Source organism: Vibrio sinaloensis, from assembly GCF_023195835.1.
GTDB classification, from domain to species: domain Bacteria; phylum Pseudomonadota; class Gammaproteobacteria; order Enterobacterales; family Vibrionaceae; genus Vibrio; species Vibrio sinaloensis_C.
In genome coordinates this window covers 2,530,772-2,555,113 of sequence record NZ_CP096199.1, presented here as the reverse complement: position 1 = coordinate 2,555,113, position 24,342 = coordinate 2,530,772, and the positions used below count along the sequence as shown (strand labels likewise).

General features: G+C 48.4%; 22 protein-coding genes. 10 read left to right on the top strand and 12 right to left on the bottom strand.

What is annotated here, in order from left to right; all coding sequences use genetic code 11:
* Nucleotides 1-88: 88 nt before the first annotated feature.
* The 8 genes from yacG to nadC all read right to left on the bottom strand — a co-directional run bounded on the left by yacG (nt 89) and on the right by nadC (nt 7,049).
* On the bottom strand, nt 89-283 hold the full coding sequence (yacG, locus tag MTO69_RS11480; protein ID WP_248329369.1) for a DNA gyrase inhibitor YacG: 195 nt from the start codon (nt 281-283) through the stop codon (nt 89-91).
* Between the two features lie 59 nt (nt 284-342).
* Nucleotides 343-1,083 (bottom strand): cell division protein ZapD, encoded by a 741-nt coding sequence (gene zapD, locus MTO69_RS11475; protein ID WP_248329367.1) that lies wholly within the window; start codon nt 1,081-1,083, stop codon nt 343-345.
* 34 nt (nt 1,084-1,117) lie between these two features.
* A complete protein-coding gene (coaE, locus tag MTO69_RS11470) occupies nt 1,118-1,726 on the bottom strand; it encodes a dephospho-CoA kinase (RefSeq protein ID WP_248329365.1) in 609 nt (202 codons plus the stop codon).
* Between the two features lies 1 nt (nt 1,727).
* Nucleotides 1,728-2,597, bottom strand: coding sequence for a prepilin peptidase (locus MTO69_RS11465; RefSeq protein ID WP_248329363.1), 870 nt, complete (start codon nt 2,595-2,597; stop codon nt 1,728-1,730).
* A 37-nt stretch (nt 2,598-2,634) separates the two neighbouring features.
* The gene (locus tag MTO69_RS11460; protein WP_248329361.1) at nt 2,635-3,864 is read right to left on the bottom strand and encodes a type II secretion system F family protein; all 1,230 of its coding nucleotides are present in this window, start codon (nt 3,862-3,864) and stop codon (nt 2,635-2,637) included.
* Nucleotides 3,865-3,870: 6 nt separating this feature from the next.
* The gene (gene pilB, locus MTO69_RS11455) at nt 3,871-5,553 is read right to left on the bottom strand and encodes a type IV-A pilus assembly ATPase PilB (protein ID WP_248329359.1); all 1,683 of its coding nucleotides are present in this window, start codon (nt 5,551-5,553) and stop codon (nt 3,871-3,873) included.
* Nucleotides 5,553-5,948 carry a pilin gene (locus MTO69_RS11450; protein ID WP_248329357.1) on the bottom strand — a complete coding sequence of 132 codons (396 nt, stop codon included), beginning with the start codon at nt 5,946-5,948 and terminating at the stop codon, nt 5,553-5,555. Before MTO69_RS11450 ends, pilB begins: the two co-directional genes overlap by 1 nt.
* A gap of 213 nt (nt 5,949-6,161) precedes the next feature.
* Nucleotides 6,162-7,049 (bottom strand): carboxylating nicotinate-nucleotide diphosphorylase, encoded by an 888-nt coding sequence (nadC, locus tag MTO69_RS11445; protein WP_248329355.1) that lies wholly within the window; start codon nt 7,047-7,049, stop codon nt 6,162-6,164.
* A 144-nt stretch (nt 7,050-7,193) separates the two neighbouring features.
* On the opposite strand from nadC, the gene ampD reads away from it, so the two are divergent.
* Entirely contained in the window at nt 7,194-7,739 is a 546-nt protein-coding gene (gene ampD / locus MTO69_RS11440) for a 1,6-anhydro-N-acetylmuramyl-L-alanine amidase AmpD (RefSeq protein ID WP_248329353.1), read from the top strand.
* A 310-nt stretch (nt 7,740-8,049) separates the two neighbouring features.
* On the opposite strand, the gene fldB is transcribed toward ampD, so the two are convergent.
* Nucleotides 8,050-8,571 carry a flavodoxin FldB gene (gene fldB / locus MTO69_RS11435; RefSeq protein WP_248329351.1) on the bottom strand — a complete coding sequence of 174 codons (522 nt, stop codon included), beginning with the start codon at nt 8,569-8,571 and terminating at the stop codon, nt 8,050-8,052.
* A gap of 164 nt (nt 8,572-8,735) precedes the next feature.
* Between fldB and xerD the strand changes: the two genes are divergently transcribed.
* The 3 genes from xerD to recJ are packed head-to-tail and all read left to right on the top strand — an operon-like array spanning nt 8,736 to nt 12,195.
* Entirely contained in the window at nt 8,736-9,632 is an 897-nt protein-coding gene (xerD, locus tag MTO69_RS11430) for a site-specific tyrosine recombinase XerD (RefSeq protein ID WP_248334469.1), read from the top strand.
* A 38-nt stretch (nt 9,633-9,670) separates the two neighbouring features.
* On the top strand, nt 9,671-10,414 hold the full coding sequence (locus tag MTO69_RS11425; RefSeq protein ID WP_248329349.1) for a thioredoxin fold domain-containing protein: 744 nt from the start codon (nt 9,671-9,673) through the stop codon (nt 10,412-10,414).
* 44 nt (nt 10,415-10,458) lie between these two features.
* Nucleotides 10,459-12,195 carry a single-stranded-DNA-specific exonuclease RecJ gene (recJ, locus tag MTO69_RS11420; RefSeq protein ID WP_248329347.1) on the top strand — a complete coding sequence of 579 codons (1,737 nt, stop codon included), beginning with the start codon at nt 10,459-10,461 and terminating at the stop codon, nt 12,193-12,195.
* A 60-nt stretch (nt 12,196-12,255) separates the two neighbouring features.
* Here the strand turns inward: recJ and MTO69_RS11415 are convergent, their stop codons facing one another.
* Nucleotides 12,256-12,402 carry a hypothetical protein gene (locus tag MTO69_RS11415; RefSeq protein ID WP_248329345.1) on the bottom strand — a complete coding sequence of 49 codons (147 nt, stop codon included), beginning with the start codon at nt 12,400-12,402 and terminating at the stop codon, nt 12,256-12,258.
* A 284-nt stretch (nt 12,403-12,686) separates the two neighbouring features.
* On the opposite strand from MTO69_RS11415, the gene pdhR reads away from it, so the two are divergent.
* The 4 genes from pdhR (at nt 12,687) to lpdA (ending at nt 19,810) form a co-directional block, all read left to right on the top strand.
* Nucleotides 12,687-13,454, top strand: a complete 768-nt coding sequence (gene pdhR, locus MTO69_RS11410; protein ID WP_248334468.1) for a pyruvate dehydrogenase complex transcriptional repressor PdhR — start codon at nt 12,687-12,689, stop codon at nt 13,452-13,454.
* Between the two features lie 55 nt (nt 13,455-13,509).
* The gene (gene aceE / locus MTO69_RS11405; RefSeq protein WP_248329343.1) at nt 13,510-16,173 is read left to right on the top strand and encodes a pyruvate dehydrogenase (acetyl-transferring), homodimeric type; all 2,664 of its coding nucleotides are present in this window, start codon (nt 13,510-13,512) and stop codon (nt 16,171-16,173) included.
* A gap of 19 nt (nt 16,174-16,192) precedes the next feature.
* Nucleotides 16,193-18,115, top strand: coding sequence for a pyruvate dehydrogenase complex dihydrolipoyllysine-residue acetyltransferase (gene aceF / locus MTO69_RS11400; protein WP_248329341.1), 1,923 nt, complete (start codon nt 16,193-16,195; stop codon nt 18,113-18,115).
* A gap of 267 nt (nt 18,116-18,382) precedes the next feature.
* The gene (gene lpdA, locus MTO69_RS11395) at nt 18,383-19,810 is read left to right on the top strand and encodes a dihydrolipoyl dehydrogenase (RefSeq protein ID WP_248329339.1); all 1,428 of its coding nucleotides are present in this window, start codon (nt 18,383-18,385) and stop codon (nt 19,808-19,810) included.
* Nucleotides 19,811-19,907: 97 nt separating this feature from the next.
* On the opposite strand, the gene MTO69_RS11390 is transcribed toward lpdA, so the two are convergent.
* Nucleotides 19,908-20,531: a LuxR/HapR/OpaR family quorum-sensing transcriptional regulator gene (locus tag MTO69_RS11390; RefSeq protein ID WP_248329337.1), complete on the bottom strand. Its 624-nt coding sequence runs from the start codon at nt 20,529-20,531 to the stop codon at nt 19,908-19,910.
* Nucleotides 20,532-20,843: 312 nt separating this feature from the next.
* Here MTO69_RS11390 and hpt point away from each other — a divergent pair, with 312 nt between their 5' ends.
* Nucleotides 20,844-21,374 (top strand): hypoxanthine phosphoribosyltransferase, encoded by a 531-nt coding sequence (gene hpt, locus MTO69_RS11385; protein ID WP_248329335.1) that lies wholly within the window; start codon nt 20,844-20,846, stop codon nt 21,372-21,374.
* A gap of 73 nt (nt 21,375-21,447) precedes the next feature.
* Here the strand turns inward: hpt and can are convergent, their stop codons facing one another.
* Nucleotides 21,448-22,116 (bottom strand): carbonate dehydratase, encoded by a 669-nt coding sequence (gene can / locus MTO69_RS11380; protein ID WP_248329333.1) that lies wholly within the window; start codon nt 22,114-22,116, stop codon nt 21,448-21,450.
* A 408-nt stretch (nt 22,117-22,524) separates the two neighbouring features.
* Here can and MTO69_RS11375 point away from each other — a divergent pair, with 408 nt between their 5' ends.
* Nucleotides 22,525-24,195, top strand: coding sequence for a SulP family inorganic anion transporter (locus MTO69_RS11375; RefSeq protein ID WP_248334467.1), 1,671 nt, complete (start codon nt 22,525-22,527; stop codon nt 24,193-24,195).
* The last annotated feature ends 147 nt before the right edge of the window (nt 24,196-24,342 follow it).

Below are 24,342 nucleotides of genomic sequence, written 5' to 3'. Positions count from 1 at the left end.
AAAATGTTTCAATTAGGTAATAAAAAAGCCGATGTTTTCACATCAGCTTTTCTTGTTCTCGCATCTCGGAGCGCAGCGTTCCTTACTATCAATATTGGTCTTCTGACCAGCCATCAGAATCAGACATATCGGGGGCGCCGGGGATGCTGTTCTCTTCGTCTGCCCACTCGCCAAAATCGATCATTTGGCAAGGTTTACTACAGAATGGGCGGTAAGGGCTTTGCTCTCCCCAAACAACCTCTTTGCCACATTGTGGACAAGGGACAGTGGTAATTTTTGACATGGTACTCTCTGTTTGCAACACAGTATGATGTGATTATAGCGACAATTATAACCGATAGGCTAACAGCAAACCGCTAGATTAAATTCAACGTTGGCGACCGAGGCCTGGCCTGAACCAAATTCAATAAACTTAATCGCAAACCGATTTTTGTGACCAGAAATCATCGGGTAGACCCCATACTGCATTGGAATTTCGAGGCGCAGAATATTGGCTTCTTCAGCGTCGCTTTGATAAAAGCCGGCTTGAGCCTGGATAGGGCGGAAGTGGCCCGTTTCTCGGGTCAGTTTGAGCCACAACTCCAGTGCGTTCGCCAATGGCTTGAGTGAGCTTTGCCACTTGATTGCATCGCCGCGCTTTTTGTCGAGCGGTAGATGCAGCCAGTGATGGAGTGCAGGCAGATCAAAGCAGCATGAGCCACCAGGTAAATTGAAACGCTGTCGAATGGCGCTTAAAAATCGGTCTTCTTTTAGGCTCTGACCGAAACGTTCTGCTGCCATTAAATCACTATGGACAATATCGACTTCGCTCAAAATGCTTTGCAGCATCTCTTGGTCGACGCCATCAACGTTGAGCCATGAACGGTAGGTGAGCCGTTGCTTTTCGATATCTTTGGCGAGCTCACTCTTAAGTTGAATCTGTTCAAAGATCTCAAGGAGATCAAACAGTGAACGATAGAAGAGCAGGTGCTGCATATCATCACTGAACTGAGCCGCAATATTTAGCTGATTGAGTAGCGCTTCTACTCGCAGGTAAATTCGCGTTTTCTCGTTCAAGGGATGTTCGAAGTAATGCGTGGTCATTAATATGCAGCTCTGGATAATTCAGTCTTTATTCTCACAGATTTTCCCTACTCATTTCTAGAAACTTTTGATGCAATTCTGTGATTTGAGGCAAAAGTTTTTGGTTTTCTGTACTATTTTTAATCACATAATCGGCGATGGCCAATCTTTGCTCTCGCGTCGCTTGAGAGGCGAGAATCGACTCTACTTGTTTGGCATCTACGCCGTCTCGATGCATTGTACGTGCAATCTGTATCTCTGGCTCTACGTCAACCACGATCACTTTGTTAGCTAAGGATTGCAGGTTATTTTCTACCATTAAAGGGATCACAAGCAGCGCATAGGGTGATTGAACCTGTTGCAGCTGTTGTTGCATGCGTTGGCGAATCATTGGGTGCAGTAATGCGTTGATCCACTGTTTTTCATTCGGCTGACTGAAAATGATTTCACGCAGTTGAGCGCGATCGAGCGAGCCCAGTGGGGTTAAGATTTGATTCCCAAAACGCTTAACAATGGCGTTGAGTCCTGCACTGCCCGGTTCGACGACTTCTCGCGCAACGACATCGGCGTCGACAACGTCAATGCCGAACTGCTGTTGGAATAGATTAGCAACGGTTGTTTTTCCACTGGCGATCCCGCCAGTCAGTCCAATGACGAGTGCCATATTAGATTCCTAACCAATTATGCAAATACCACGACATGATCGCATCGCCCCACATCATGCTTATCCACCCGGCAATAGCCAGATAGGGGCCGAACGGGAATGCTTTATCGATGCCTTGACGCTTCAATCGCAACTGAATCAGGCCAAAAATCAGCCCGACGATAGAAGAAAGCAAGATGATCAAAGGCAGATGTTGCCACCCAAGCCAAGCCCCCAAGGCGGCAAGCAACTTAAAGTCGCCATAGCCCATGCCTTCTTTCCCAGTGAGCAATTTAAACAGCCAGTAAACGCTCCACAAACATAAATACCCTGCTATCGCGCCAATCACCGAGTCTTGCAGAGAAACAGGACTGATATTAACCAGCGCGAGAGTGATGCCGGCCCAAGTGAGAGGCAAAGTCAGTTGGTCGGGCAGTAATAGGGTATCAAGGTCGATGAAGGTGGCCGCAATCAGGGTAAAAGTGAACAGCAGTAGCGCCAGCGAGAAGTAACTAAAACCAAGCTGATAGGCCAGGATAAAGCTGAGAGTCGCGCTCAGACACTCGACCAGCGGGTAACGAGCACTGATTTTTTCTGAGCAATGACGACATCGACCTTTAAGGCGCAACCAACCGAGTAAGGGAATATTGTCACCAATGGCGACGGGGTGTTGGCAATAAGGGCAACGAGATCTAGGGATGCTTAAGTTAAACGTTCCTTGAGGTGGCTCAATTTGGTACTCGGGAAAGCTTTCTGCGCACTCTTGGCGCCATTCTCGCTCCATCATCAGAGGCAGGCGGTGGATCACCACATTAAGAAAGCTGCCGATAACAAGGCCAAAAATAGTGGCTAGAGCTGGAAACAGCCATGGGTAGTAACTAAAAATATCCATTGATTTGCGACGCTGACTCGGTGTTAAGCTGGATATACTATCCTAAGACATTCATTAAGTTAAAGATAGGTAGGTACATCGCGACCACTAAACTTCCGACCATCAAGCCCAAAATTAACACCAAGATGGGTTCAAGAGACTTTTCAAGCAGTTCAACCTGAGTGTCGATTTGCAATTGGTAGATGTTAGCCAGTTTGAACAACATCTTCTCAAGCTGACCAGACTCTTCCCCGACCATGATCATTTGAATCATTAACGCTGGAAACCGCTGGCTTTGACGTAAAGCCATGTGCATCGGCACTCCTGCCAACACATCTTGATAGACAGCGCTAAGCGCATGATGGTAATAGCTGTGGTGAATCGTGTTGATAGCGCTGGTTAGGCCTTGGTGTATCGGGATGCCTGCGCTGACATTGATCGCCAGAGAGTGGCTGAATCGATGCAAAGCACCATCGGCTTGCAATGAGCCGACAATCGGAATTTTGAGCGAGTAGCCACTGGCATATCGGCGCAAGCGCGACGATACTCCAAACAGTTTAGTGACGGCTAGGATAAGCGCAAGGGTGAGCAGGATTAGATAGCCGCCGAACGCAGCGACCCACTCTGACAGAGTCAGGACTTGTTGAGTGAACCAAGGCAATTCGGCGCCGAGCCCAACAAACATTGATTTAAACTGAGGGACAACCAGCGTCAGCATTAAGTAGGTCACTATCGCTGCGGTGGTCATCACAATGGATGGGTAGATCATGGCGGCTTTTAGCTTGGCCCTCAACCTCTGGCCCTCTTCCTGATACCGTGCTAAGCCTTTCATTACCCGACTCAGTTGGCCGCTTTGCTCGGCAACTTTGATCTGGTTCAGGTAGAAACGATCAAACAACGGGTGGGTTTGCTGCATGGCCTGAGAAATTGGCGTGCCCGCTTCGACACATCGACACAGTTGCAGCATGATCCATTGCACCTCCGCTTTCTTCTGACCTTGGGCGATGAGTTTAAGCGCCTGAGTGAGCGTGACTCCACTGTCTAGTAGCGTTGCTAGTTGGCGGGTTATCGCAGTTATGTCGTGTTTGCGAGCGCTATGTTGCCAACGGCTAAAGGTTGACAGTGAGCGGCGTTTGACCGTGAGCAGAGAAACCTGCTGGGTCTGTAGTGTCTGCTTGAGCGTCTCTTCACTGGTGGTCAGCTCCGAACCCACATGACGGGTGCCGGAGTGGTCAATGCCTTGCCAATCAAAACGGTAGAGTTTATGTGCTGATTTAGGTCGAATCATAACGAGCTAAACCAGTAGTGTTCTTTGCAGCTCAGCGAGACTAGTTATCCCAGAGCGTAGCTTTTCACTGCCAGACTGTTTTAAATTCTGTAAGCCCTGCTCTAAGGCAAGGGCATTGAGTTGTTGAGCGGTGGCGCGGCGAGCGATGGCTTCGGCTATGACAGAAGTCACTGGGAGAACTTCATAGATTGCCGTTCGTCCCAGGTAGCCAAAGTTACAGTGTTGGCAGCCCTGCACGTTAGCGCTAAAGATAGGTTCTTGGTCTGATAAATCCAGCGACATGGCGAGATGAGTGTGGGCGCTATCGCTTCGCTTACAGTGTGGGCACAACTTTCGTACCAGACGTTGAGCAATGACCAAAGAGAGGCTGGAGGCGAGATTAAAGGGTTCAATGCCCATATTGATTAAACGTTCAATGGATTGTGCAGCAGAGTTAGTATGTAACGTCGCTAACACTAGGTGACCGGTCTGCGCGGCTTTGAACGCCATTTTCGCGGTATTAATATCACGCACCTCACCGACCATAATGATGTCTGGGTCTTGGCGTAGAAAGGCGCGCAACGCTTGGCTAAAGTCTAGGCCAATCTCAGGCTGAACTTGCACTTGATTGATGCCAGGCAGGGAAATCTCGATAGGGTCTTCTGCGGTGGCAATGTTGACGTGTTCGGCATTGAGATGATTCAGCGCGGCGTAGAGTGAAACTGTTTTGCCACTTCCCGTTGGGCCGGTGAGCAAAATCATTCCTTGTGGTTTGCTCAGTGCGGTTAAATACGTCTGCTTTTGGGTGTGATTGAATCCTAGAGCATCGATATCCAGCTCCATTGCGCGATTATCAAGAATGCGCAACACTACTTTTTCACCAAACAGGGTCGGTAAGGTTGAGACGCGCATATCGACCGAAACTTGATGGTTTAAGCGCAGTTTAAGTCGACCATCTTGTGGCAATCTGCGCTCGGCGATGTCGAGTTTTGCCAAAATTTTGAGTCGAGCGGCGAGGCGTCGGCTCAACTGATACGAGGGTTGCTCAGCCGCGATCAGCAGGCCGTCACAACGCAGTCGGACTCGATAGGTCTGTTCATAAGGTTCGAAGTGAATATCAGAAGCGCGTCTGGCTACCGCGTCGAGCAACACTTGTTGAATGTAGCGACTGACGGGGGCGTTATCGTGGCTAAGATCATCGTCGTCTCGTTGTTCATCAGCGCTCAGTGTCACTAGGTCGCTCAGCTGATTCGCTTGGATAGGCGTGTGAGACGAGGATGATGGCGATGAACAGGGTAACTGCTGTATCGCTTGTTTGATGGAGGTCCAATCAGCAATGGCCAGTTCAATGGTCATGCCGGTAGCAAAGCGAAATGCCTGCTCAAGTTCTTGTTGGCACGGGTCAGCAACCGCCAGTCGTAAGGTTTGCGCTTCGAGGGCAATAACCGCGGCATGAAACCTGTGTAGCAATGAGTTTAATGCCAGTTGCCGGCTCGCTGCTAGGTAGTCAAAGTCTGAGAGTGAGATGACCGGTAGCGAATACACCTGTGCCAGATGTTTGGCAAGTGTTGCTTCGCTGATCTGGGTGCTATCAAGCAGAAGGTCGAGAAGTGGCTGATCACTCTGTTGCGCCGCCTGCGTCAACTGATGCTGCTGTGCCGGGGTAATGAGCTTAGCATGAGTGAGGGTGGTGAGTAGATCGCTCTGCATTATCCGCATCCTGCAATCGAGACGCTGCTTGAAGTCTTGCAGCGCCAAACACCATTGGCATCGCGTTCGAGTGTGATGCTTTGCCCTGTCGCAGAGCCTTGGGTAATTGCGACGGTAACATCATTGGTCGCTGTACCTGTTGCCAAAGGTGCTGATTCGGCACGAATGGTACCGATAGCAAAATCACGAGCCAGTGCCGGAAATCGTCCACTAAATGCGATTTCGTCCTCGATCAACACTTTATAGGCGGTTGCTGAGGTCAATGCGCTACTGAGTGCCGCTTTCTTTACATAAACTTGGTACTGCGGAATAGCAACCGCAGAGAGAAGGCTGATAACCGCAACCACGATCATGAGTTCGATCAAAGTGAAACCGTTGGCGCGTCCTAGATACATTGTCTCTCACATGGGCTGATGACTGGTTAGCAGAGACTAGGCTGAGATGCTTGGCGGCTACAGTATCAATCAAGCTACTTATGAGTCACCCGGTGAGCGATCATCTTGATGACACTTTGGATATGCACAAAAAAGAGAGGCGGATCTGGTTTTTTTTACCGTTAAAAACAAACACGGAGGCACATTGGCCTCCGTGGTGGGTTCTGGGCTGCGTTATTTAAAACGCATCGAAAGGTCCATCGCTCTTAGGTGCTTGGTGAGCGCACCGACAGAAATGTAGTCGACGCCCGTTTGCGCATACTCGCGAATGGTATCGAGTGTCACGTTACCTGAGTTTTCCAGTGCTGCGCGTCCGGCGTTGATCTTAACCGCTTCACGCATCATCTCGGTGGTGAAGTTATCGAGCATGATGATATCCGCACCGGCTTCGATGGCTTCTTGTAGCTCGGCTAGGCTCTCTGTTTCAACTTCAACAGGCTTGCCTGGATTTAGCTGTTTCGCCGTTTTGATGGTTTGAGTGATCCCGCCATTTGCGATGATATGATTCTCTTTGATTAAATACGCATCGAACACCCCGATACGGTGATTAAACCCACCGCCACAGGCTACGGCATACTTCAGTGCGCTACGCAGACCGGGAATGGTTTTGCGGGTGTCGAGCAAACGACAACCAGTGCCCTCAAGCTGAGCGGCGTATTCGGCGGTGACCGTCGCACATCCGGACAGTGTTTGAATGAAGTTCATCGCATTGCGCTCGCCCGTCAGCAGTGCGCGCGCTGGGCCCGATAGGGTACACAACACTTGGTTTGGCTCGACTTGATCGCCGTCTTGGACATGCCATTCAATGCTGACTTCGCCCCCAAGTTGTTTAAACACTTCATCAGCCCAGGCTTGGCCACAGAATACCCCTTTTTCTCGGGTAATGATGGTTGCTTCATTGTGTGCGTCGGCAGGGATCAGACTTGCGGTAATGTCAGCGGCAGGATCAAGCGTTCCTCCAAGATCTTCCTTAATCGTCTCCGCGACTGCGCGGGCGATCTCTAAAGGAAGTTGTTGTTTCAAATATTCGAGACGTTCTTGGCTGTTGTGTGTGTTTTTCATCGCAAATCTTATACGCAGTTGGACAAGAGGTGGGCATGATACGCTGACTGAACACGAAATTCAGCCATTAATCTCGCATTTCATTGCCAAAGGGATAAAATCACAGGCTAGATAGTGATAAATAGCCCCAACAATGAGCCCGATATGATTGACGAAGATGGTTGGTATACCAGCGCCAGACAGGTCCCTTCTCCGTTTTGTGACCAAAGAGCCGAGAGTTCGGATATCTCTCTATTGGTGGTGCATAATATCAGTTTACCGCCTGGTCAGTTTGGTGGGCCGTATATCGAGCAGTTTTTTACTGGTCAACTTGACCCAAATGAACACCCATTTTTTCAAGTGATTCACAATATGGGAGTCTCTGCTCACTGTTTGATTCGACGTGATGGAGAAGTGGTGCAGTTTGTGCCTTTTAGTGCCAGAGCCTGGCACGCGGGAGCATCAAGCTTTGCCGGAAGAGAACGCTGTAACGACTTTTCGATTGGCATTGAGCTAGAAGGCAGTGACTTTGTCGCTTATACCGATAAGCAGTATCAGGCATTGATTGAACTCACCCGCGAGATACAGAAGCGCTACCCTGAGATAACGCTCCCAAGAATTACTGGGCATCAATTTATTGCCCCTTTGCGTAAAACCGACCCAGGGCTGGTGTTTGATTGGGTGAGATACCGCAATGGATTAAACGTTTAAAAGAAGAATGTTCAAGCAAATGTGAGGTGTCAGAGCGCTGCGCTTCGAGAATCGAGATCGGACTTCGTCCTTCGAGAGGCCTGTTATATATGGTTCCATTGCGAAGGAGCGAGTGGGGAGTCTCTAATGGGTTGTCTATTTGGTTAATGAAAACTCCAACTTGGTCATGACTCCCTGACGGGGATAATGGTGTAATTTATTGAAAATAAAAAGGTTGGCATTATGTGCCAACCCTTGAAAATTTTCTCGCTTTTCGCTTTTCGCTTTTCGCTTTTCGCTTTTCGCTTCTCGCTTCTCGCTTCTCGCTTCTCTAAAGCGTCTCTTGATACTCGACTAAGATCTGCTCAACCCAAGTTGCGATGCGCTCATCGCTCAGCTCGTATTGTGAATCTTCATCAAGCGCAAGGCCAACAAACTGGCTTTTATCTTCGGTCAGCGCTTTTGACGCTTCAAATTGATAGTTGTCATCATTTGGCCAGTAACCGATCAGGTTCGCCCCTGTCGTCTTCAGTTGATCGTGGAGCAGTCCCATCGCATCGAGATACCATTCGCCATAGCCTTCTTGATCGCCGAGACCGAATAGCGCGACGGTTTTGCCATTTAGATCGATGCCATCGATTTGGTCCCATATCTCATTCCAGTCCTCTTGGATCTCCCCAAAATCCCATGTCGAGATACCCAGAATAAGAAGATCATAATCGCGCATCAATGACAGTGGCGACTCTTTAACGTTGTGAATATCGACAAGGTCTTCCCCAATGATAGCGCGGATTTTTTCTGCTGCCATTTCGGTATAACAAGTGGTTGAGCCGTAAAACAGACCGATTTTCATAGCATTCTTCTAACTTCTGCAAACTGGATGGTGAATTCTAACCACAAAATGGCGAGCTTTGCAGCGAATATCCAACCGGAAGTCGTTTTTTTATAGCATTCTTTGCCACTGCCCCTTACATTTGAGCGCAGAGCAAAAAGATGAGGTTAATTGTGTCACAGCAGATGTCACCCGATCAGGGGATCGTAGAGCAGTTCTTAGATGCGATGTGGATGGAGCGCGGTCTATCGGAAAACACCTTAGCGTCGTATCGCAACGATTTGGTCAAACTATTGCAGTGGATGGATGCCAATCATTACCGCCTCGACTTTATCAGCTTGTCTGGTTTGCAAGAATATCAAGCTTGGCTTGCAGACCAAGATTATAAACAGACCTCGCGTGCGCGCATGCTGTCGGCGATTCGTCGCCTGTTTCAATACCTGCATCGGGAAAAAATCCGAGCTGACGACCCTAGTGCGTTGTTGGTCAGCCCCAAACTACCAAAACGTTTACCCAAAGATTTAAGTGAGCAGCAGGTTGAAGCGTTATTGAATGCGCCCGATCCCAATGACGCGATGGAACTGCGTGACAAAGCGATGTTGGAGTTACTCTATGCCACCGGATTGCGTGTGACCGAACTGGTCAGCCTGACCATGGAAAACATCAGCCTGCGTCAAGGCGTAGTGCGCGTGACGGGTAAAGGGGGTAAAGAGCGTTTAGTGCCGATGGGAGAAAACGCCGTTGACTGGATTGAAACTTTTCTTCAGCAGGGCAGGTCTGAATTACTGGGGGACAACACCTCTGATGTGGTTTTCCCAAGTAAACGGGCTCGCCAAATGACACGACAGACTTTCTGGCATCGTATTAAACATTATGCGGTGTTGGCGGGGATTGAGACAGAGCTACTCTCCCCCCACGTACTTCGCCATGCGTTTGCCACCCATTTACTCAACTACGGGGCCGATTTACGTGTGGTGCAGATGCTGTTGGGGCATAGTGACTTGTCGACAACACAAATTTATACTCACGTAGCGACCGAAAGATTAAAACAGCTACATAGTGAACATCATCCTCGAGCCTAACCGCACAGGATGACGCAACATTAATTAAGGTGAATTGAATGAGCGTACTACGCCGAATAACTCTACTAACGCTACCTCTTGTTTTTGCGGCGCAATCGGCGCTGGCCAATGAGGTGAAATTCGACAAGGCGGCGCTCGAAGCGCGCTTTTCCAAACTGGGGTTAGAGGTACAAGACGTAGTGCCTTCCGATGTAGAGGGGCTGGTTGAAGTGCAAACCAGTGGCGGTATCTTGTTTGCCTCACCAAGCGGTCAGCACTTTATTGCTGGTACCTTATACGCGTTGGACGATAATGGTCAGTACCAAGATGTCCTTGCTCAACGTCAGGCTCCGATTAATGCCAAGAAAATTGAAGCATTTAAGGACAGCATGATCGAGTTTAAGGCGGCCGATGAAAAATACGTGGTGACCGTCTTCACCGATATTACCTGTGGCTACTGTGTGAAACTGCACAACCAAATGCAGGGCTATAATGACTTAGGTATTACCGTGCGTTACATGGCGTTTCCTCGTCAGGGAGCGACTGGCATGGTCGCGGATCAAATGGCTGCGATTTGGGCGTCAGACGATCCGCAGACAGCGATGCATAATGGTAAGGTCAATCGCCAGTTTCCCAAGACAGGCGATAATCTAGCCAAGTACCAAACCGTCATTCAGCAACATCATGCCCTAGGGCGAGAGTTAGGCATCAGCGGTACCCCGGCTATTTTCCTACCTAATGGTGAAATGGTTGGCGGCTATCTGCCTCCAGCGCAGCTGTTTCAACGTCTTAAGCAAATCTAACTTAGTCAGAAAGTGAGCCTCAATCGAGGCTCAAATACTCCTATATGATAGAAATTCAACGTAGACCCGAAGTCGACTTAAGCCTTCTTCCAGACTCCATAGCGCCGTTACTCAAGCGCATTTACATCGCCCGTGGAATTACCCAAGTTGAACAGCTTGAAACCACGGCAAGGGCGCTGCACTCCTATCAAAAACTGCATGGCATCGACGCTGCCGTTGAGCTGCTGTTTACCGCAATTCAAACTCAGCAGCGTATTATTGTGGTCGGAGACTTTGATGCCGATGGCGCAACAAGCTCGGCGTTGTCGGTATTGGCGCTGCGCATGCTCGGTTCAACCAATGTTGATTACTTAGTACCGAATCGGTTTGAAGATGGCTATGGATTAAGCCCAGAAGTGGTCGACCAAGCGATCGAACTGGGTGCCCAAGTGATCATGACAGTGGACAACGGCGTCTCGTCTATCGAAGGGGTACGTTATGCCAAGCAGCAAGGGTTAACTGTGTTGGTCACCGACCATCACCTACCAGGCCACGAACTACCGCCAGTGGATGCCATGGTCAACCCGAACTTACAACAGTGCGCTTTCCCTTCTAAAGCACTGGCAGGCGTTGGGGTCGCGTTTTATTTGATGATGGCGCTGTGCGTGCATATGCGAAAGTCTGGGTGGTTTGCTCAGCAAGGCATGGCTGAACCTAAGTTAATGGAGCTGATTGATTTGGTGGCGCTGGGGACGGTTGCCGATGTGGTGCCTTTGGATGAAAACAATCGGATTTTGGTTCATCAAGGGTTGCAGCGTATTCGGGCGGGAAAAGCACGACCGGGCATTCAGGCACTGATCGAAGTGGCTAAGCGTGATGCGCGTCGCTTGGTGGCTTCAGACTTTGGTTTTGCTCTTGGGCCACGTATCAATGCGGCGGGCCGCTTGGACGATATGTCGTTCGGGGTTGAATTGCTGCTGAGTAACAATATTCATGCTGCGCGGAGAATGGCCAGCGAGTTAGATGGCTTAAACCAGACCCGCAAAGAAATTGAAGAGGGCATGAAACAAGAAGCCATGGCTTTTTGTGAGCGGCTACAATTTGGCGACAAAGATATGCCTCATGGCTTGGTGTTGTTCCAGCGAGACTGGCACCAAGGGGTGATTGGGATTCTTGCATCCAGAGTCAAAGAGAAGTTTCACCGTCCTGTGATTGCTTTTGCTGATGGTGGCGATGGCGCGATTAAAGGCTCATGTCGTTCTATTCCAGGCTTGCACATGCGTGATGTGCTGGATCGAATAGATACCCAGAATCCAGGCTTGATCATCAAGTTTGGTGGTCATGCGATGGCCGCAGGTTTAACCATAATGGAGCAAAACTTTGAGCGCTTTGCCCAGCTGTTTGATCAAGCGGTAAAACAGGAACTCGACGAGGCTGCATTGAAAGGCGTACTGCTCTCTGATGGTGAGCTGAAACCGGAAGAGTTTTCAATGCATACTGCAGAAATGCTTCGTGCTGGTGGTCCTTGGGGACAAGCGTTTCCAGAGCCGCTGTTTGATGGTGAATTCAAAGTGTTGCACCAAAAGTTGGTGGGAGAAAAACATCTAAAGCTGATGCTTGAACCACTCTACAAAGGCCATCCAACCAATATTATGATCGACGGTATTGCGTTCAATGTAGACTTGCGACGTTGGCCTGATGCGTCGGTCAAAACCGTTCGTTTAGCCTACAAGCTTGATATCAACGAGTTTCGCGGCAATCAGTCATTGCAGCTGATGATCGATCATCTTGAAGCGAAGTAGGGCGGCAGCTTAGGACGGGCTCCGCCCTGCGAGTTCAAAGTAGCGAGTTACGAGAAGTTGTTACTTGACAATAGAGATCTGTTGTTCAAAATTTCTCGCCACTCGCCACTCGCCACTCGCCACTCGCCACTCGCCACTCGCCACTCGCCACTCGCCACTCGCCACTCGCCACTCGCCACTCGCCACTCGCCACTCGTCACTCGTCACTCGTCACTCGTCACTCGTCACTCGCCACTCGCTTTTTCTACCCCTTACCAATCAAACTGTGATCCCTAGCACGGTTAATTCCCATCTGTTGATATTTTGTAATTGGTCAGACCAATTAGATTGATGTTTTAATCGACTATTGTTATCAAAGTGTTGGTGTTAGGCTTGTTCTATGATTTGGGTCAATTTTTGACTGGAACTTGCGTTTTAATTATGTTAATTTTCTCGCCAACTTAGAATTGGTATTACCAATTGACTGCATACAGAGTAGAAGAAAAACAACTATGGCTTATCAAAGGATTCGTCAGCCAAAACTTTCTGATGTCATTGAACAAGAGTTAGAAAGGCTGATTGTGGAAGGAATATTGTCTCCGGGGCAGCAGTTGCCACCCGAGAGAGAATTAGCGAAGCAATTTGATGTTTCGCGACCTTCAATCCGAGAAGCGATACAACGCCTCGAAGCGAAGCGTCTTCTTACTCGTCGTCAAGGCGGTGGCACGTTTGTCAGTGAGAGCATTTGGACCAGCTTTTCTGATCCTCTGCTAAATTTACTGTCTAGTCACTCCGAAACGCAGCTGGATTTACTGGAAACTCGCCACGCGATGGAAGGTATAGCCGCTTATTTTGCAGCTGTTCGTGGTACCGAGGAAGACTTTGCACGTATTCAGGCTTGTCTGAAAAACATCAGCGAAGAGCAGACCAAAAAAAATGTTGAAGCGGAAGCCGCTGCAGTCATGCAGTTTCTGATTGCTTTAACTGAAGCTGCGCACAACGTGGTGCTGTTGCACATTGTGCGCAGTTTGGCGCCTTTGCTTGAGCAAAATGTCTTACAGAATTTAAAGCTCTTACATCGCCGCGAAGAAGTGGTCGAGAAAGTAAGTAAACACCGAGCTAATATCGTGGATGCGATTGTTTCTGGTCAGCCGGAAAAGGCGCGTGAAATGTCTCATTCACACTTAGCTTATATTGAAGAAACATTGTTGGATTTGACTCGTGAAGAGTCGCGCAGAGAGCGCTCTTTGCGTCGAATTCAGCAAGGTAACGATTCTTAAAACAAGAACGGTTACTTTAAATAACTAGATCCAACCAATAGAAGGATAGATCGCCATGTCTGATTTGAAGCATGACGTAGATGCACTGGAAACTCAAGAATGGCTACAAGCACTTGAGTCAGTTGTACGTGAAGAAGGTGTAGAACGTGCTCAATACCTATTAGAGCAAGTTCTAGACAAAGCACGTCTAGACGGTGTTGATATGCCAACAGGTATCACAACTAACTACATCAACACGATTCCTGCAGACCAAGAACCAGCTTACCCAGGTGACACCACACTTGAGCGTCGTATTCGTTCTATCATCCGCTGGAACGCGATTATGATCGTTCTACGTGCATCGAAGAAAGACTTAGAGCTAGGCGGCCACATGGCGTCTTTCCAGTCTTCTGCTGCATTCTACGAAACATGTTTCAACCACTTCTTCCGTGCTCCAAACGAGAAGGACGGTGGCGACCTAGTTTACTACCAAGGTCACATCTCACCAGGTATCTACTCTCGCGCATTCGTTGAAGGTCGTCTGACTGAAGAGCAGCTAGACAACTTCCGCCAAGAAGTCGATGGCAAAGGTCTTCCATCATACCCGCACCCGAAACTGATGCCTGAGTTCTGGCAGTTCCCAACGGTATCGATGGGCCTAGGTCCAATCGCTTCTATCTACCAAGCTCGTTTCCTCAAGTACCTAGAAGGCCGTGGTCTAAAAGATACATCTGAGCAGCGCGTATATGCGTTCCTAGGTGACGGTGAGATGGATGAGCCAGAATCACGTGGTGCTATCTCTTTCGCTGCGCGTGAGAAACTAGACAACCTATGTTTCCTAATCAACTGTAACTTGCAGCGTCTCGACGGCCCAGTAATGGGTAACGGTAAGATCATTCAAGAACTTGAAGGTCTGTTCAAAGGTGCTGGCTGGAACGTAGTGAAGGTTATCTGGGGTAACAACTGGGATTCTCTTCTAGCAAAAGACACCACGGGTAAGCTACTACAGCTTATGAACGAAACTATCGATGGCGATTACCAAACGTTCAAAGCGAAAGATGGTGCGTACGTACGTGAGCACTTCTTCGGTAAGTACCCAGAAACAGCGGCCCTTGTTGCTGACATGACAGATGACGAAATCTTCGCACTTAAGCGCGGTGGTCATGACTCTTCTAAGCTGTACGCAGCTTACAAAAACGCAGAGCAAACCAAAGGCAAACCAACGGTAATCTTAGCTAAGACAGTGAAAGGTTACGGCATGGGTGAAGCGGCTGAAGGTAAGAACATCGCTCACCAAGTTAAGAAGATGGATATGACTCACGTACTGCATCTACGTGATCGTCTAGGTCTACAAGACATCCTAACTGACGAAGCAGTGAAAGAGCTTCCGTACCTGAAACTTGAAGAAGGTTCAAAAGAGTACGAATACCTACACGCTCGTCGTAAAGCGCTACACGGCTACACGCCACAGCGTCTGCCAAACTTCACTCAAGAACTGGTTATTCCTGAGCTAGAAGAATTCAAGCCACTACTTGAAGAGCAGAAGCGTGATATCTCTTCTACTATGGCATTCGTACGTGCACTTAACGTTCTACTGAAGAACAAGAACATTGGTAAGAACATCGTTCCTATCATTGCCGACGAAGCGCGTACATTCGGTATGGAAGGTCTGTTCCGTCAAATCGGTATTTACAACCCGCACGGCCAGAACTACACACCTCAAGACCGTGACATCGTTTCTTACTACAAAGAGGCTACATCAGGTCAGGTTCTACAGGAAGGTATCAACGAGCTAGGCGCGATGTCGTCATGGGTTGCTGCGGCGACGTCATACTCGACTAACGATCTTCCAATGATTCCGTTCTACATCTACTACTCAATGTTCGGTTTCCAACGTGTGGGCGACATGGCGTGGATGGCGGGTGACCAACAAGCACGTGGTTTCCTACTAGGTGCAACGGCTGGTCGTACAACGCTGAACGGTGAAGGTCTACAGCACGAAGATGGTCACTCGCACATCATGGCGGGTACGGTTCCTAACTGTATCTCTTACGACCCAACCTTCGCGTACGAAGTCGCGGTCATCATGCAAGACGGTATCCGTCGCATGTACGGTCCTGATCAAGAGAACGTGTTCTACTACCTAACGCTAATGAACGAAAACTACGCAATGCCAGCAATGCCAGAAGGCGCAGAAGAAGGCATCCGTAAGGGTATCTACAAGCTAGAAACTTACGCAGGCGACAAAGGTAAAGTTCAGCTAATGAGCTCAGGTACTATCATGAACGAAGTACGTAAAGCGGCGCAAATTCTAAGCGATGATTACGGCGTTGCGTCTGATGTTTACTCAGTAACGTCATTCAACGAAGTGACTCGTGACGGTCAAGCGGCGGAGCGTTTCAACATGCTTCACCCAGAAGCTGAAGCGCAAGTACCATACATTCAAACGGTTATGGGTACTGAGCCAGCAATCGCAGCGACTGACTACATGAAGAACTACGCAGAGCAGGTTCGTGCATTCATTCCTGCTGAGTCTTACAAAGTTCTGGGTACTGACGGCTTTGGTCGTTCAGACAGCCGTGAAAACCTACGTCGTCACTTCGAAGTGAACGCAGGTTACGTAGTCGTCGCAGCGCTGACTGAACTTGCAAAACGTGGCGAAGTTGAGAAATCTGTGATTGCAGAAGCAATCAAGAAGTTCGACATCGACACTGAGAAAACAAACCCGCTATACGCTTAATTAAGAAGGTAGATAAGAAATGGCAATCGAAATTAATGTACCAGACATCGGTGCGGATGAGGTTGAAGTTACTGAGATTCTTGTAAGCGTTGGCGACAAGGTTGAAGAAGAGCAGTCTCTTATCACAGTTGAAGGCGATAAAGCTTCTATGGAAGTGCCTGCATCGACAGCGGGTATCGTTAAAGAAATCAAAGTTGCAGAAGGCGACAAGGTTTCTACTGGTTTTCTAATCATGATTTTCGAAGCCGAGGCGGCCGGCGCTCCGGGTGCAGCAGACGCTGCACCTGCTCCTGCGGCAGAAGCAGCTCCAGCAGCGGCTCCAGCTCCAGCAGCAGCGGCAGAACTGAAAGAAGTTCACGTACCAGATATCGGTGGCGACGAAGTTGAAGTGACTGAAATCATGGTAGCGATCGGCGACAGCATCGAAGAAGAGCAATCTCTTCTGACTGTTGAAGGTGACAAAGCTTCTATGGAAGTACCAGCACCATTCGCAGGTACTCTAAAAGAGATAAAAGTAGCAGTTGGCGATAAAGTCACGACTGGCTCTCTAATCATGGTCTTTGAAACGGCAGGTTCAAGCGCTCCAGCGGCAGCTGAAGCTCCTGCGGCAGCAGCTCCGGCAGCATCCGGAACGCCGGCCGCAGCAGCCAAAGAAGTGAACGTTCCTGATATCGGTGGCGACGAAGTCGAAGTGACTGAAATCATGGTTGCGGTTGGCGATACAGTGGAAGAAGAGCAATCTCTGATCACTGTTGAAGGCGACAAAGCGTCAATGGAAGTGCCTGCTCCATTTGCAGGAACTGTTAAAGAAATCAAGATTGCGGCTGGCGACAAAGTGTCAACTGGCTCTCTAATCATGATTTTCTCTACAACGGAAGGCGAAGTGGCGGGTGCAGCACCAGTAGCGGCTCCAGCGGCAGCAGCACCTGCGGCGTCAGCGCCTAAAGCAGAAGCTCCAGCGGCAGCAGCTCCGGCAGCCTCTACTGGTGATTTCCAAGAAAATCACGAGTACGCTCACGCGTCTCCAGTTGTTCGTCGTATCGCTCGTGAGTTTGGCGTTAACCTTGCTAAGGTTAAAGGCAGCGGTCGTAAGAATCGTATTCTAAAAGAAGACGTACAATCTTACGTTAAAGAAGCGCTTAAGCGTCTTGAATCGGGTGCAGGTGCTGCGGCATCTGGCAAAGGTGATGGTGCTGCTCTTGGTCTACTGCCATGGCCGAAAGTTGACTTCAGCAAGTTTGGTGAGACTGAAACTCAGCCGCTATCACGCATTAAGAAGATCTCTGGTGCAAACCTACATCGTAACTGGGTAATGATCCCGCATGTTACTCAGTGGGACAACGCAGATATCACTGAGCTAGAAGCATTCCGTAAAGAGCAGAACGCGATTGAAGCGAAGAAAGACTCAGGCATGAAGATCACGCCACTTGTGTTCATCATGAAAGCGGCGGCTAAAGCACTAGAAGCGTTCCCTGCGTTCAACTCTTCTCTATCAGAAGATGGTGAAAGCCTAATTCTGAAGAAGTACGTGAATATTGGTATCGCGGTAGATACACCAAATGGCCTAGTGGTTCCTGTGTTCAAAGACGTGAACAAGAAAGGAATTTACGAGCTTTCTGAAGAGTTGATGGCTGTTTCTAAGAAAGCCCGTGCAGGTAAGCTAACTGCTGCTGACATGCAGGGCGGTTGTTTCACTATCTCTAGTCTTGGTGGCATTGGTGGTACGGCGTTTACTCCAATCGTTAACGCGCCAGAGGTAGGCATCCTAGGTGTGTCTAAGTCTGAAATGAAACCTGTATGGAACGGTAAAGAATTCGAACCGCGTCTACAGCTTCCACTGTCTCTATCATACGACCACCGTGTGATCGATGGTGCGGAAGGTGCGCGCTTCATTACCTTCCTAAACGGTGCACTATCAGATATCCGTCGTCTAGTTCTTTAATCAAGATGGGATGACTTAGAGGCGGCATGACAGCCGCCTCTATTACCAATAACTATCTGACAATTTGATTGCAGACTTTACCCTCAATCAGGTTTTCTCAAGCGAATTGTCGTCTAGCTCACAGGCTAAATGGATTTACTTTTCACTCCATTAACATCTCTGTAAACTGTTGGCGGTCTGAAAATAACTGTTTAAAACAAACTGACTTGAACATAGTGAATCCATACCCACTCAGCCTGTTAGGGATAATGACTACAAGAGGTCACAATGAGCAAAGAAATTAAAGCCCAAGTTGTTGTACTTGGTTCTGGTCCTGCTGGTTACTCCGCGGCATTCCGTTGTGCGGACTTAGGTCTTGAAACTGTACTTATCGAGCGTTACAGCACCCTAGGTGGTGTATGTCTGAACGTGGGTTGTATCCCATCAAAAGCGCTACTGCACGTCTCAAAAGTTATCGAAGAAGCGAAAGCGATGGCTGATCATGGTGTTGTTTTTGGTGAGCCACAAACTGATATCAACAAGATTCGTATCTGGAAAGAAAAAGTGGTTAACCAGCTTACTGGTGGTCTTGGCGGTATGGCTAAGATGCGTAAAGTGAACGTGGTTAACGGTTACGGTAAATTTACTGGCCCTAATTCTATCCTGGTAGAAGGTGAAGGCGAGTCAACCACGGTTAACTTCGACAACGCGATCATCGCAGCAGGCTCTCGTCCTATCAAACTGCCATTTATTCCACACGAAGATCCTCGTATCTGGGACTCAACTGACGCACTAGAGCTAAAAGAAGTGCCTGGAAAACTACTTATCATGGGTGGTGGTATCATCGGTCTAGAAATGGGTACGGTATACCAGTCTCTGGGTTCTAAAGTAGACGTGGTTGAGATGTTCGACCAAGTTATCCCAGCAGCCGATAAAGACATTGTTAAAGTTTACACTAAGCGTGTGAAGAACAAGTTCAACCTAATGCTAGAAACCAAAGTGACAGCAGTTGAAGCGAAAGAAGACGGTATCTACGTTTCAATGGAAGGTAAGAAAGCCCCTGCTGAAGCTGAGCGTTACGATGCGGTACTTGTTGCTATCGGTCGTGTACCAAATGGTCTGCTAATCGACGGCGAGAAAGCGGGTCTGGAAATCGATGAGCGTGGTTTCATCAACGTTGATAAGCAGATGCGCACTAATGTTCCTCACATCTTTGCTATCGGTGATATCGTTGGCCAACCAATGCTTGCTCACAAAGGTGTGCATGAAGGTCACGTTGCTGCAGAAGTGATTGCGGGTAAGAAGCACTACTTCGACCCTAAAGTGATTCCTTCAATTGCTTACACTGAGCCAGAAGTGGCTTGGGTTGGTAAGACTGAGAAAGAGGCGAAAGCGGAAGGCATCAACTACGAAACAGCGACATTCCCATGGGCTGCATCGGGTCGTGCAATCGCATCAGACTGCTCTGACGGCATGACTAAGCTAATCTTCGACAAAGACACTCACCGTGTTATCGGTGGTGCTATCGTTGGTACCAACGGTGGTGAACTCCTAGGTGAAATCGGTCTGGCTATCGAAATGGGTTGTGATGCAGAAGATATCGCTCTAACGATTCACGCTCACCCGACTCTACATGAGTCTGTTGGTCTAGCGGCTGAAGTGTTCGAAGGTACCATCACTGACCTGCCAAACCCAAAAGCGAAAAAGAAGAAGTAATTCTCGCTTAGAATTAATAAAAAACCGCTGATTGTTCAGCGGTTTTTTCATTTGTGAGTCAACAACAAGCCCACTGGCATCAGTGAGCTTGACATCGCTATTCGTTATTTTTCGCGTGTTTGTAGATGCACAGCATGTCCAGATGGTTGGCAGTGAGTCTTTCCATCATCGCTTCATCTTGAGTACGAGTCGCTTGAATGAACAATGAATAGAAAATACCGTGGAACAGGGTTGCCAGCTCTGCTGGATCGTGTTGATCGCATACCTCACCACGTTCCATCGCTTTGGCGAACATGTTTTGCACTAATAGCTGGTTTGTGCGGTTGGTCGATACGAACAGCGGCCATACTTCATCACGGGTTGATGCGCTCCATTCGAACCAGACTTTCAGCCAGTGACAGTCATTCAGCACCAACTCAACCATAGCGGATGTTAGGTTGCTGAGGTTCTGTTTAGCGTGCAGATCCAAATCGATCGTGTCAGAGAGAAAGTTTGAGAACTGACGCACCACGTAGTTGAGCACTTCATCGACTAAGTCTTCACGTGTCGGGAAGTAGTTGAACACGGTGGCAACAGAGACTTGTGCAATCTCTGCAATATCAGCGTGACCGCCACGGCCGATACCGCGACGTGCGAACACCTCAAGGGAGATGTCCATTAGCTGCTGTTTACGCTTTTGAGGAGATAGACGCGTGCGCGGTCTTTTCGCTATAGAGTCCATAGTTAATTTCCTTGCCAATTGAGTTGTTTGTATTTATTGGGCTTTGCCCTAATTAGTATTATATAAATTGCATGACGCTCTATGAGTGTAATGGTGCATATCAATAAGGTCAACGGTTTACGGCTATTTTATAATCAGAATTGTTAATATGGTATGAAACTGAGTGGTTGTTTCTGACCAACAATAGGGATTATTTTTAGGCAAACGTTTTTCTCAACGCTGTGGGATGGTAGACTGTGCGCCTCAAGTATCAGACAGGTGTTGAGCGATTACCCTCAAGCTCAATACGGCCAACGCAGAAATGAGATCAGTATGAAACATACAGTAGAAGTCATGATTTCTGAGCAAGAAGTTCAGGATCGAGTACGTGAATTAGGCAAACAAATCACTCAACACTATCAAGGGAGTGAAGACTTAGTCTTGGTTGGTTTGTTACGTGGCTCATTCGTTTTTATGGCCGACCTAGCGCGTAACATCGAACTGACTCATCAGGTAGACTTTATGACCGCATCAAGCTACGGCAATACGATGGAAAGCTCGCGTGACGTACGTATCTTGAAAGACTTAGATGATGACATTAAAGGCAAAGATGTTCTAATCGTTGAAGACATTATCGATACCGGTAATACCCTCAACAAGATCAAAGAGATCCTTTCACTACGTGAGCCTAAGTCTATCGCTATTTGTACCCTGCTAGACAAGCCATCACGTCGTGAAGTGCAAGTACCGGTAGAGTGGATTGGCTTTGAAATTCCCGATGAGTTCGTGGTTGGTGTGGGCATCGACTATGCGCAGAAATATCGCCACCTGCCTTTCATCGGTAAAGTCGTCCCGCAAGAGTAATCGAGTGGCCGAAAACTGGTGACATTGGTTGAAATAAAAACGCCCGCTTTTGCGGGCGTTTTTGTGTCAGCGTTTAACGACAAAGCAGTTTGTGTTGACGATTGAGAATCGTCTCCATCGCTCTGCGATAAGAGGTTTCGACCGAGGCTCTTGAGTTGGAGCGCACGCCTAGGTATTGCAACTTGCCGTCGGCGATGCCGTACACCACACCATGGATTTCTACGTCTTGTCCGCGCTCCCAAGCGCTCTGCATAATGGTGGAGTTCCCAAGATTATAAACTTGCTCCGCCACATTGATTTCACCAAGTTTGTCGGCGCGGTCTTGTGCGTTCATTTGGTCAAGGTAATCTCTGTGCTTGAAATAGATGTCGCGGATGTGCAGTAGCCAGTTGTTGATCAAACCGAGCTGCGGGTTGTCAATCGCCGCATTGACCCCGCCACAACCGTAGTGACCACAGACAATGACGTGTTTCACCTTCAGCACATCTACCGCGTATTGAACCACAGATAAGCAGTTGAGGTCGGTATGAATGACTTGGTTAGCTACGTTACGGTGCACAAAGAGTTCACCAGAGTAGAGTCCTGTCAATCGCTCTGCGGGAACACGGCTATCTGAACAGCCAATCCATAAAAACTCAGGGCTTTGTCCTTCTTCTAATTTAGTGAAATATTCGGGGCGTTCTGCAGTAATAGATTGAGACCACTTGGAGTTATTCTCAAACAGCTGTTTTATTTCCGGCATCTTAGTAGCAACCCTTAAAAAATTCTTGCATCACTATACACAATGTTACAATTTCCTTCCTGCTAAAAATGGCTGAACAGGTACTCATCTGACGTGTTTGAGGATGAAAAATCATAAACTTAGCTGCTATCCTAACTATTGGTTATATCGTCAAATGAATGAGATGGGTTTAACCCTTATCTCCAACCAGAAACATTTGATAGAGTAGGGAGCTTAGCGATATTTCGCAGCAAGTTGATTACATTTTTGTTATTTTTCCTACAATTTATAGGGTTATTTTCCCCGATCATCGGCGCGAGAACAACCCACAAACTAAGATGTCGTATTTGTATCGATGCGTGCCAGTGACGGGAGAACCCGTTCGCTGGCCTTAACGTGTTCGGACATAACATGAAATGGAGTACAGTCGTGTTCGCTAGTCGTTTTGCAGATGTCAATCTCAAAGGAGATGCGTTTGGTGGGGTTACCACAGCGATCATTTCGCTACCCCTAGCTTTAGCTTTTGGTGTGGCCTCGGGGGCGGGCGCTGAAGCTGGCCTATGGGGCGCGATTATGGTCGGCTTATTTGCCGCGCTATTTGGTGGCTCGAACACTTTAATCTCTGAGCCAACCGGGCCGATGACCGTGATCATGACCGCGGTCTTAACCGGTATGATGGCTAAGTATCCCGAAACGGGTATGGCCATGACCTTCACTGTGGTGATGATGGCCGGCGCCTTCCAAATTTTACTCGGCACACTCAAGTTGGGTAAGTATGTCACCTTGATGCCTTACAGTGTGGTCTCAGGTTTTATGTCGGGTATCGGTGTCATTCTGATTATCCTTCAGATATCACCACTATTAGGCCAGGCGGCGCCTCCCGGTGGGGTAACAGGCACCTTAGCCGCTATCCCTGATATCATCAGCAATATGAAATTTAGCGAGCTGTTTCTTGGTTTGCTGACGCTGGGGATCCTGTTCTTCTTTCCCAAAAAATATCGCAAATATGTGCCTGCCCAATTAGTTGCGTTGGTTGCAGTGACATTGCTGTCAATGATCCTGTTCGATACCGATGCCATTCGTCGCATTGGCGAGATCCCAGCCGGACTTCCTTCGCTGGTCATTCCACACTTTGATAGTGCAGTGTTCACTGAAATGGTGATAGATGCCCTTGTTCTAGGCACTTTGGGCTGTATCGATACCTTGCTTACCGCGGTCATTGGCGACTCGCTAACACGTAAAGAGCATGACTCAGATAAAGAGCTGCGTGGTCAAGGCTTGGCCAACATGATTTCTGGCCTATTTGGCGCACTACCCGGAGCGGGCGCTACCATGGGCACGGTGACCAATATTCAAGTTGGTGCGCGTTCCCCCTTGTCTGGTGTGATCCGTGCGTTAGTGCTTGCTTTGGTGGTATTAGTCGCGGGAGGGCTGACTGAGCCAATTCCGATGGCAGTCTTGGCGGGTATTGCGGTGTATGTCGGATTCAACATTCTTGACTGGAGCTTTATCCAGCGCGCCCATCGAGTCAGCTTCTCTGGCATGGCAATCATGTATGGCGTGATGCTATTGACCGTCTTTGTTGACTTGATTGCAGCGGTTGGTCTGGGAGTCTTTATCTCCAACATCATTATCATTGAGCGCCTGAGCCGCGAGCAAGCTCGCCAAGTCAAGGCAATCAGTGATGCTGATGACAACGACGTACCGCTGACAGATAGCGAACGTGGTTTGCTCGATAAAGCGAACGGAAAAGTGCTGTTTTTCTATCTCTCTGGGCCGATGATCTTCAGTGTCTCCAAAGCGATTTCACGCCAACACACCACGATCTCGGACTACGAGGTGATGATCCTGGATCTGACCGATGTACCGATGATCGATGTGACCGTTGGCCTGGCTCTTGAGAACGCAATCAAAGACGCCCTAGACGCACAGTGTCAGGTTTACCTGCTATGTCCAAATGAGAAAACGCGTCAGCAACTAGAGAAGTTCCACGTGCTTGACCTTATCGCCGAACACAACTGCTTTAAGTTCCGCTATGAGGCGCTGAATGCGGCGGTAAAACACGTCAATGGTGATGAGCAATCCACTTACGTGATTTAACCTAACTTGAGGTACAAAAGCGCTTTGGTTGGTCAGATCAAAGCGCTTTTTTGTTTGCTCAATCGCGGTATTTATTATTTCCAAAATATTCGAAAGGTTTAATTGTAATCATCGTTTCTCAACGATAAACTGAACAGCGTTTTAGTG

Coding starts and splice junctions, on each gene's coding strand:
- pdhR (WP_248334468.1), top strand. CDS start 12,687: ATGGCTTATCAAAGGATTCGTCAGCCAAAACTTTCTGATGTCATTGAA.
- fldB (WP_248329351.1), bottom strand. CDS start 8,571: ATGAAAATCGGTCTGTTTTACGGCTCAACCACTTGTTATACCGAAATG.
- lpdA (WP_248329339.1), top strand. CDS start 18,383: ATGAGCAAAGAAATTAAAGCCCAAGTTGTTGTACTTGGTTCTGGTCCT.
- recJ (WP_248329347.1), top strand. CDS start 10,459: ATGATAGAAATTCAACGTAGACCCGAAGTCGACTTAAGCCTTCTTCCA.
- aceF (WP_248329341.1), top strand. CDS start 16,193: ATGGCAATCGAAATTAATGTACCAGACATCGGTGCGGATGAGGTTGAA.
- MTO69_RS11465 (WP_248329363.1), bottom strand. CDS start 2,597: ATGGATATTTTTAGTTACTACCCATGGCTGTTTCCAGCTCTAGCCACT.
- xerD (WP_248334469.1), top strand. CDS start 8,736: ATGTCACCCGATCAGGGGATCGTAGAGCAGTTCTTAGATGCGATGTGG.
- MTO69_RS11425 (WP_248329349.1), top strand. CDS start 9,671: ATGAGCGTACTACGCCGAATAACTCTACTAACGCTACCTCTTGTTTTT.
- MTO69_RS11450 (WP_248329357.1), bottom strand. CDS start 5,948: ATGTATCTAGGACGCGCCAACGGTTTCACTTTGATCGAACTCATGATC.
- coaE (WP_248329365.1), bottom strand. CDS start 1,726: ATGGCACTCGTCATTGGACTGACTGGCGGGATCGCCAGTGGAAAAACA.
- pilB (WP_248329359.1), bottom strand. CDS start 5,553: ATGCAGAGCGATCTACTCACCACCCTCACTCATGCTAAGCTCATTACC.
- can (WP_248329333.1), bottom strand. CDS start 22,116: ATGCCGGAAATAAAACAGCTGTTTGAGAATAACTCCAAGTGGTCTCAA.
- nadC (WP_248329355.1), bottom strand. CDS start 7,049: ATGAAAAACACACACAACAGCCAAGAACGTCTCGAATATTTGAAACAA.
- aceE (WP_248329343.1), top strand. CDS start 13,510: ATGTCTGATTTGAAGCATGACGTAGATGCACTGGAAACTCAAGAATGG.
- hpt (WP_248329335.1), top strand. CDS start 20,844: ATGAAACATACAGTAGAAGTCATGATTTCTGAGCAAGAAGTTCAGGAT.
- MTO69_RS11460 (WP_248329361.1), bottom strand. CDS start 3,864: ATGATTCGACCTAAATCAGCACATAAACTCTACCGTTTTGATTGGCAA.
- ampD (WP_248329353.1), top strand. CDS start 7,194: ATGATTGACGAAGATGGTTGGTATACCAGCGCCAGACAGGTCCCTTCT.
- zapD (WP_248329367.1), bottom strand. CDS start 1,083: ATGACCACGCATTACTTCGAACATCCCTTGAACGAGAAAACGCGAATT.
- MTO69_RS11390 (WP_248329337.1), bottom strand. CDS start 20,531: ATGGACTCTATAGCGAAAAGACCGCGCACGCGTCTATCTCCTCAAAAG.
- yacG (WP_248329369.1), bottom strand. CDS start 283: ATGTCAAAAATTACCACTGTCCCTTGTCCACAATGTGGCAAAGAGGTT.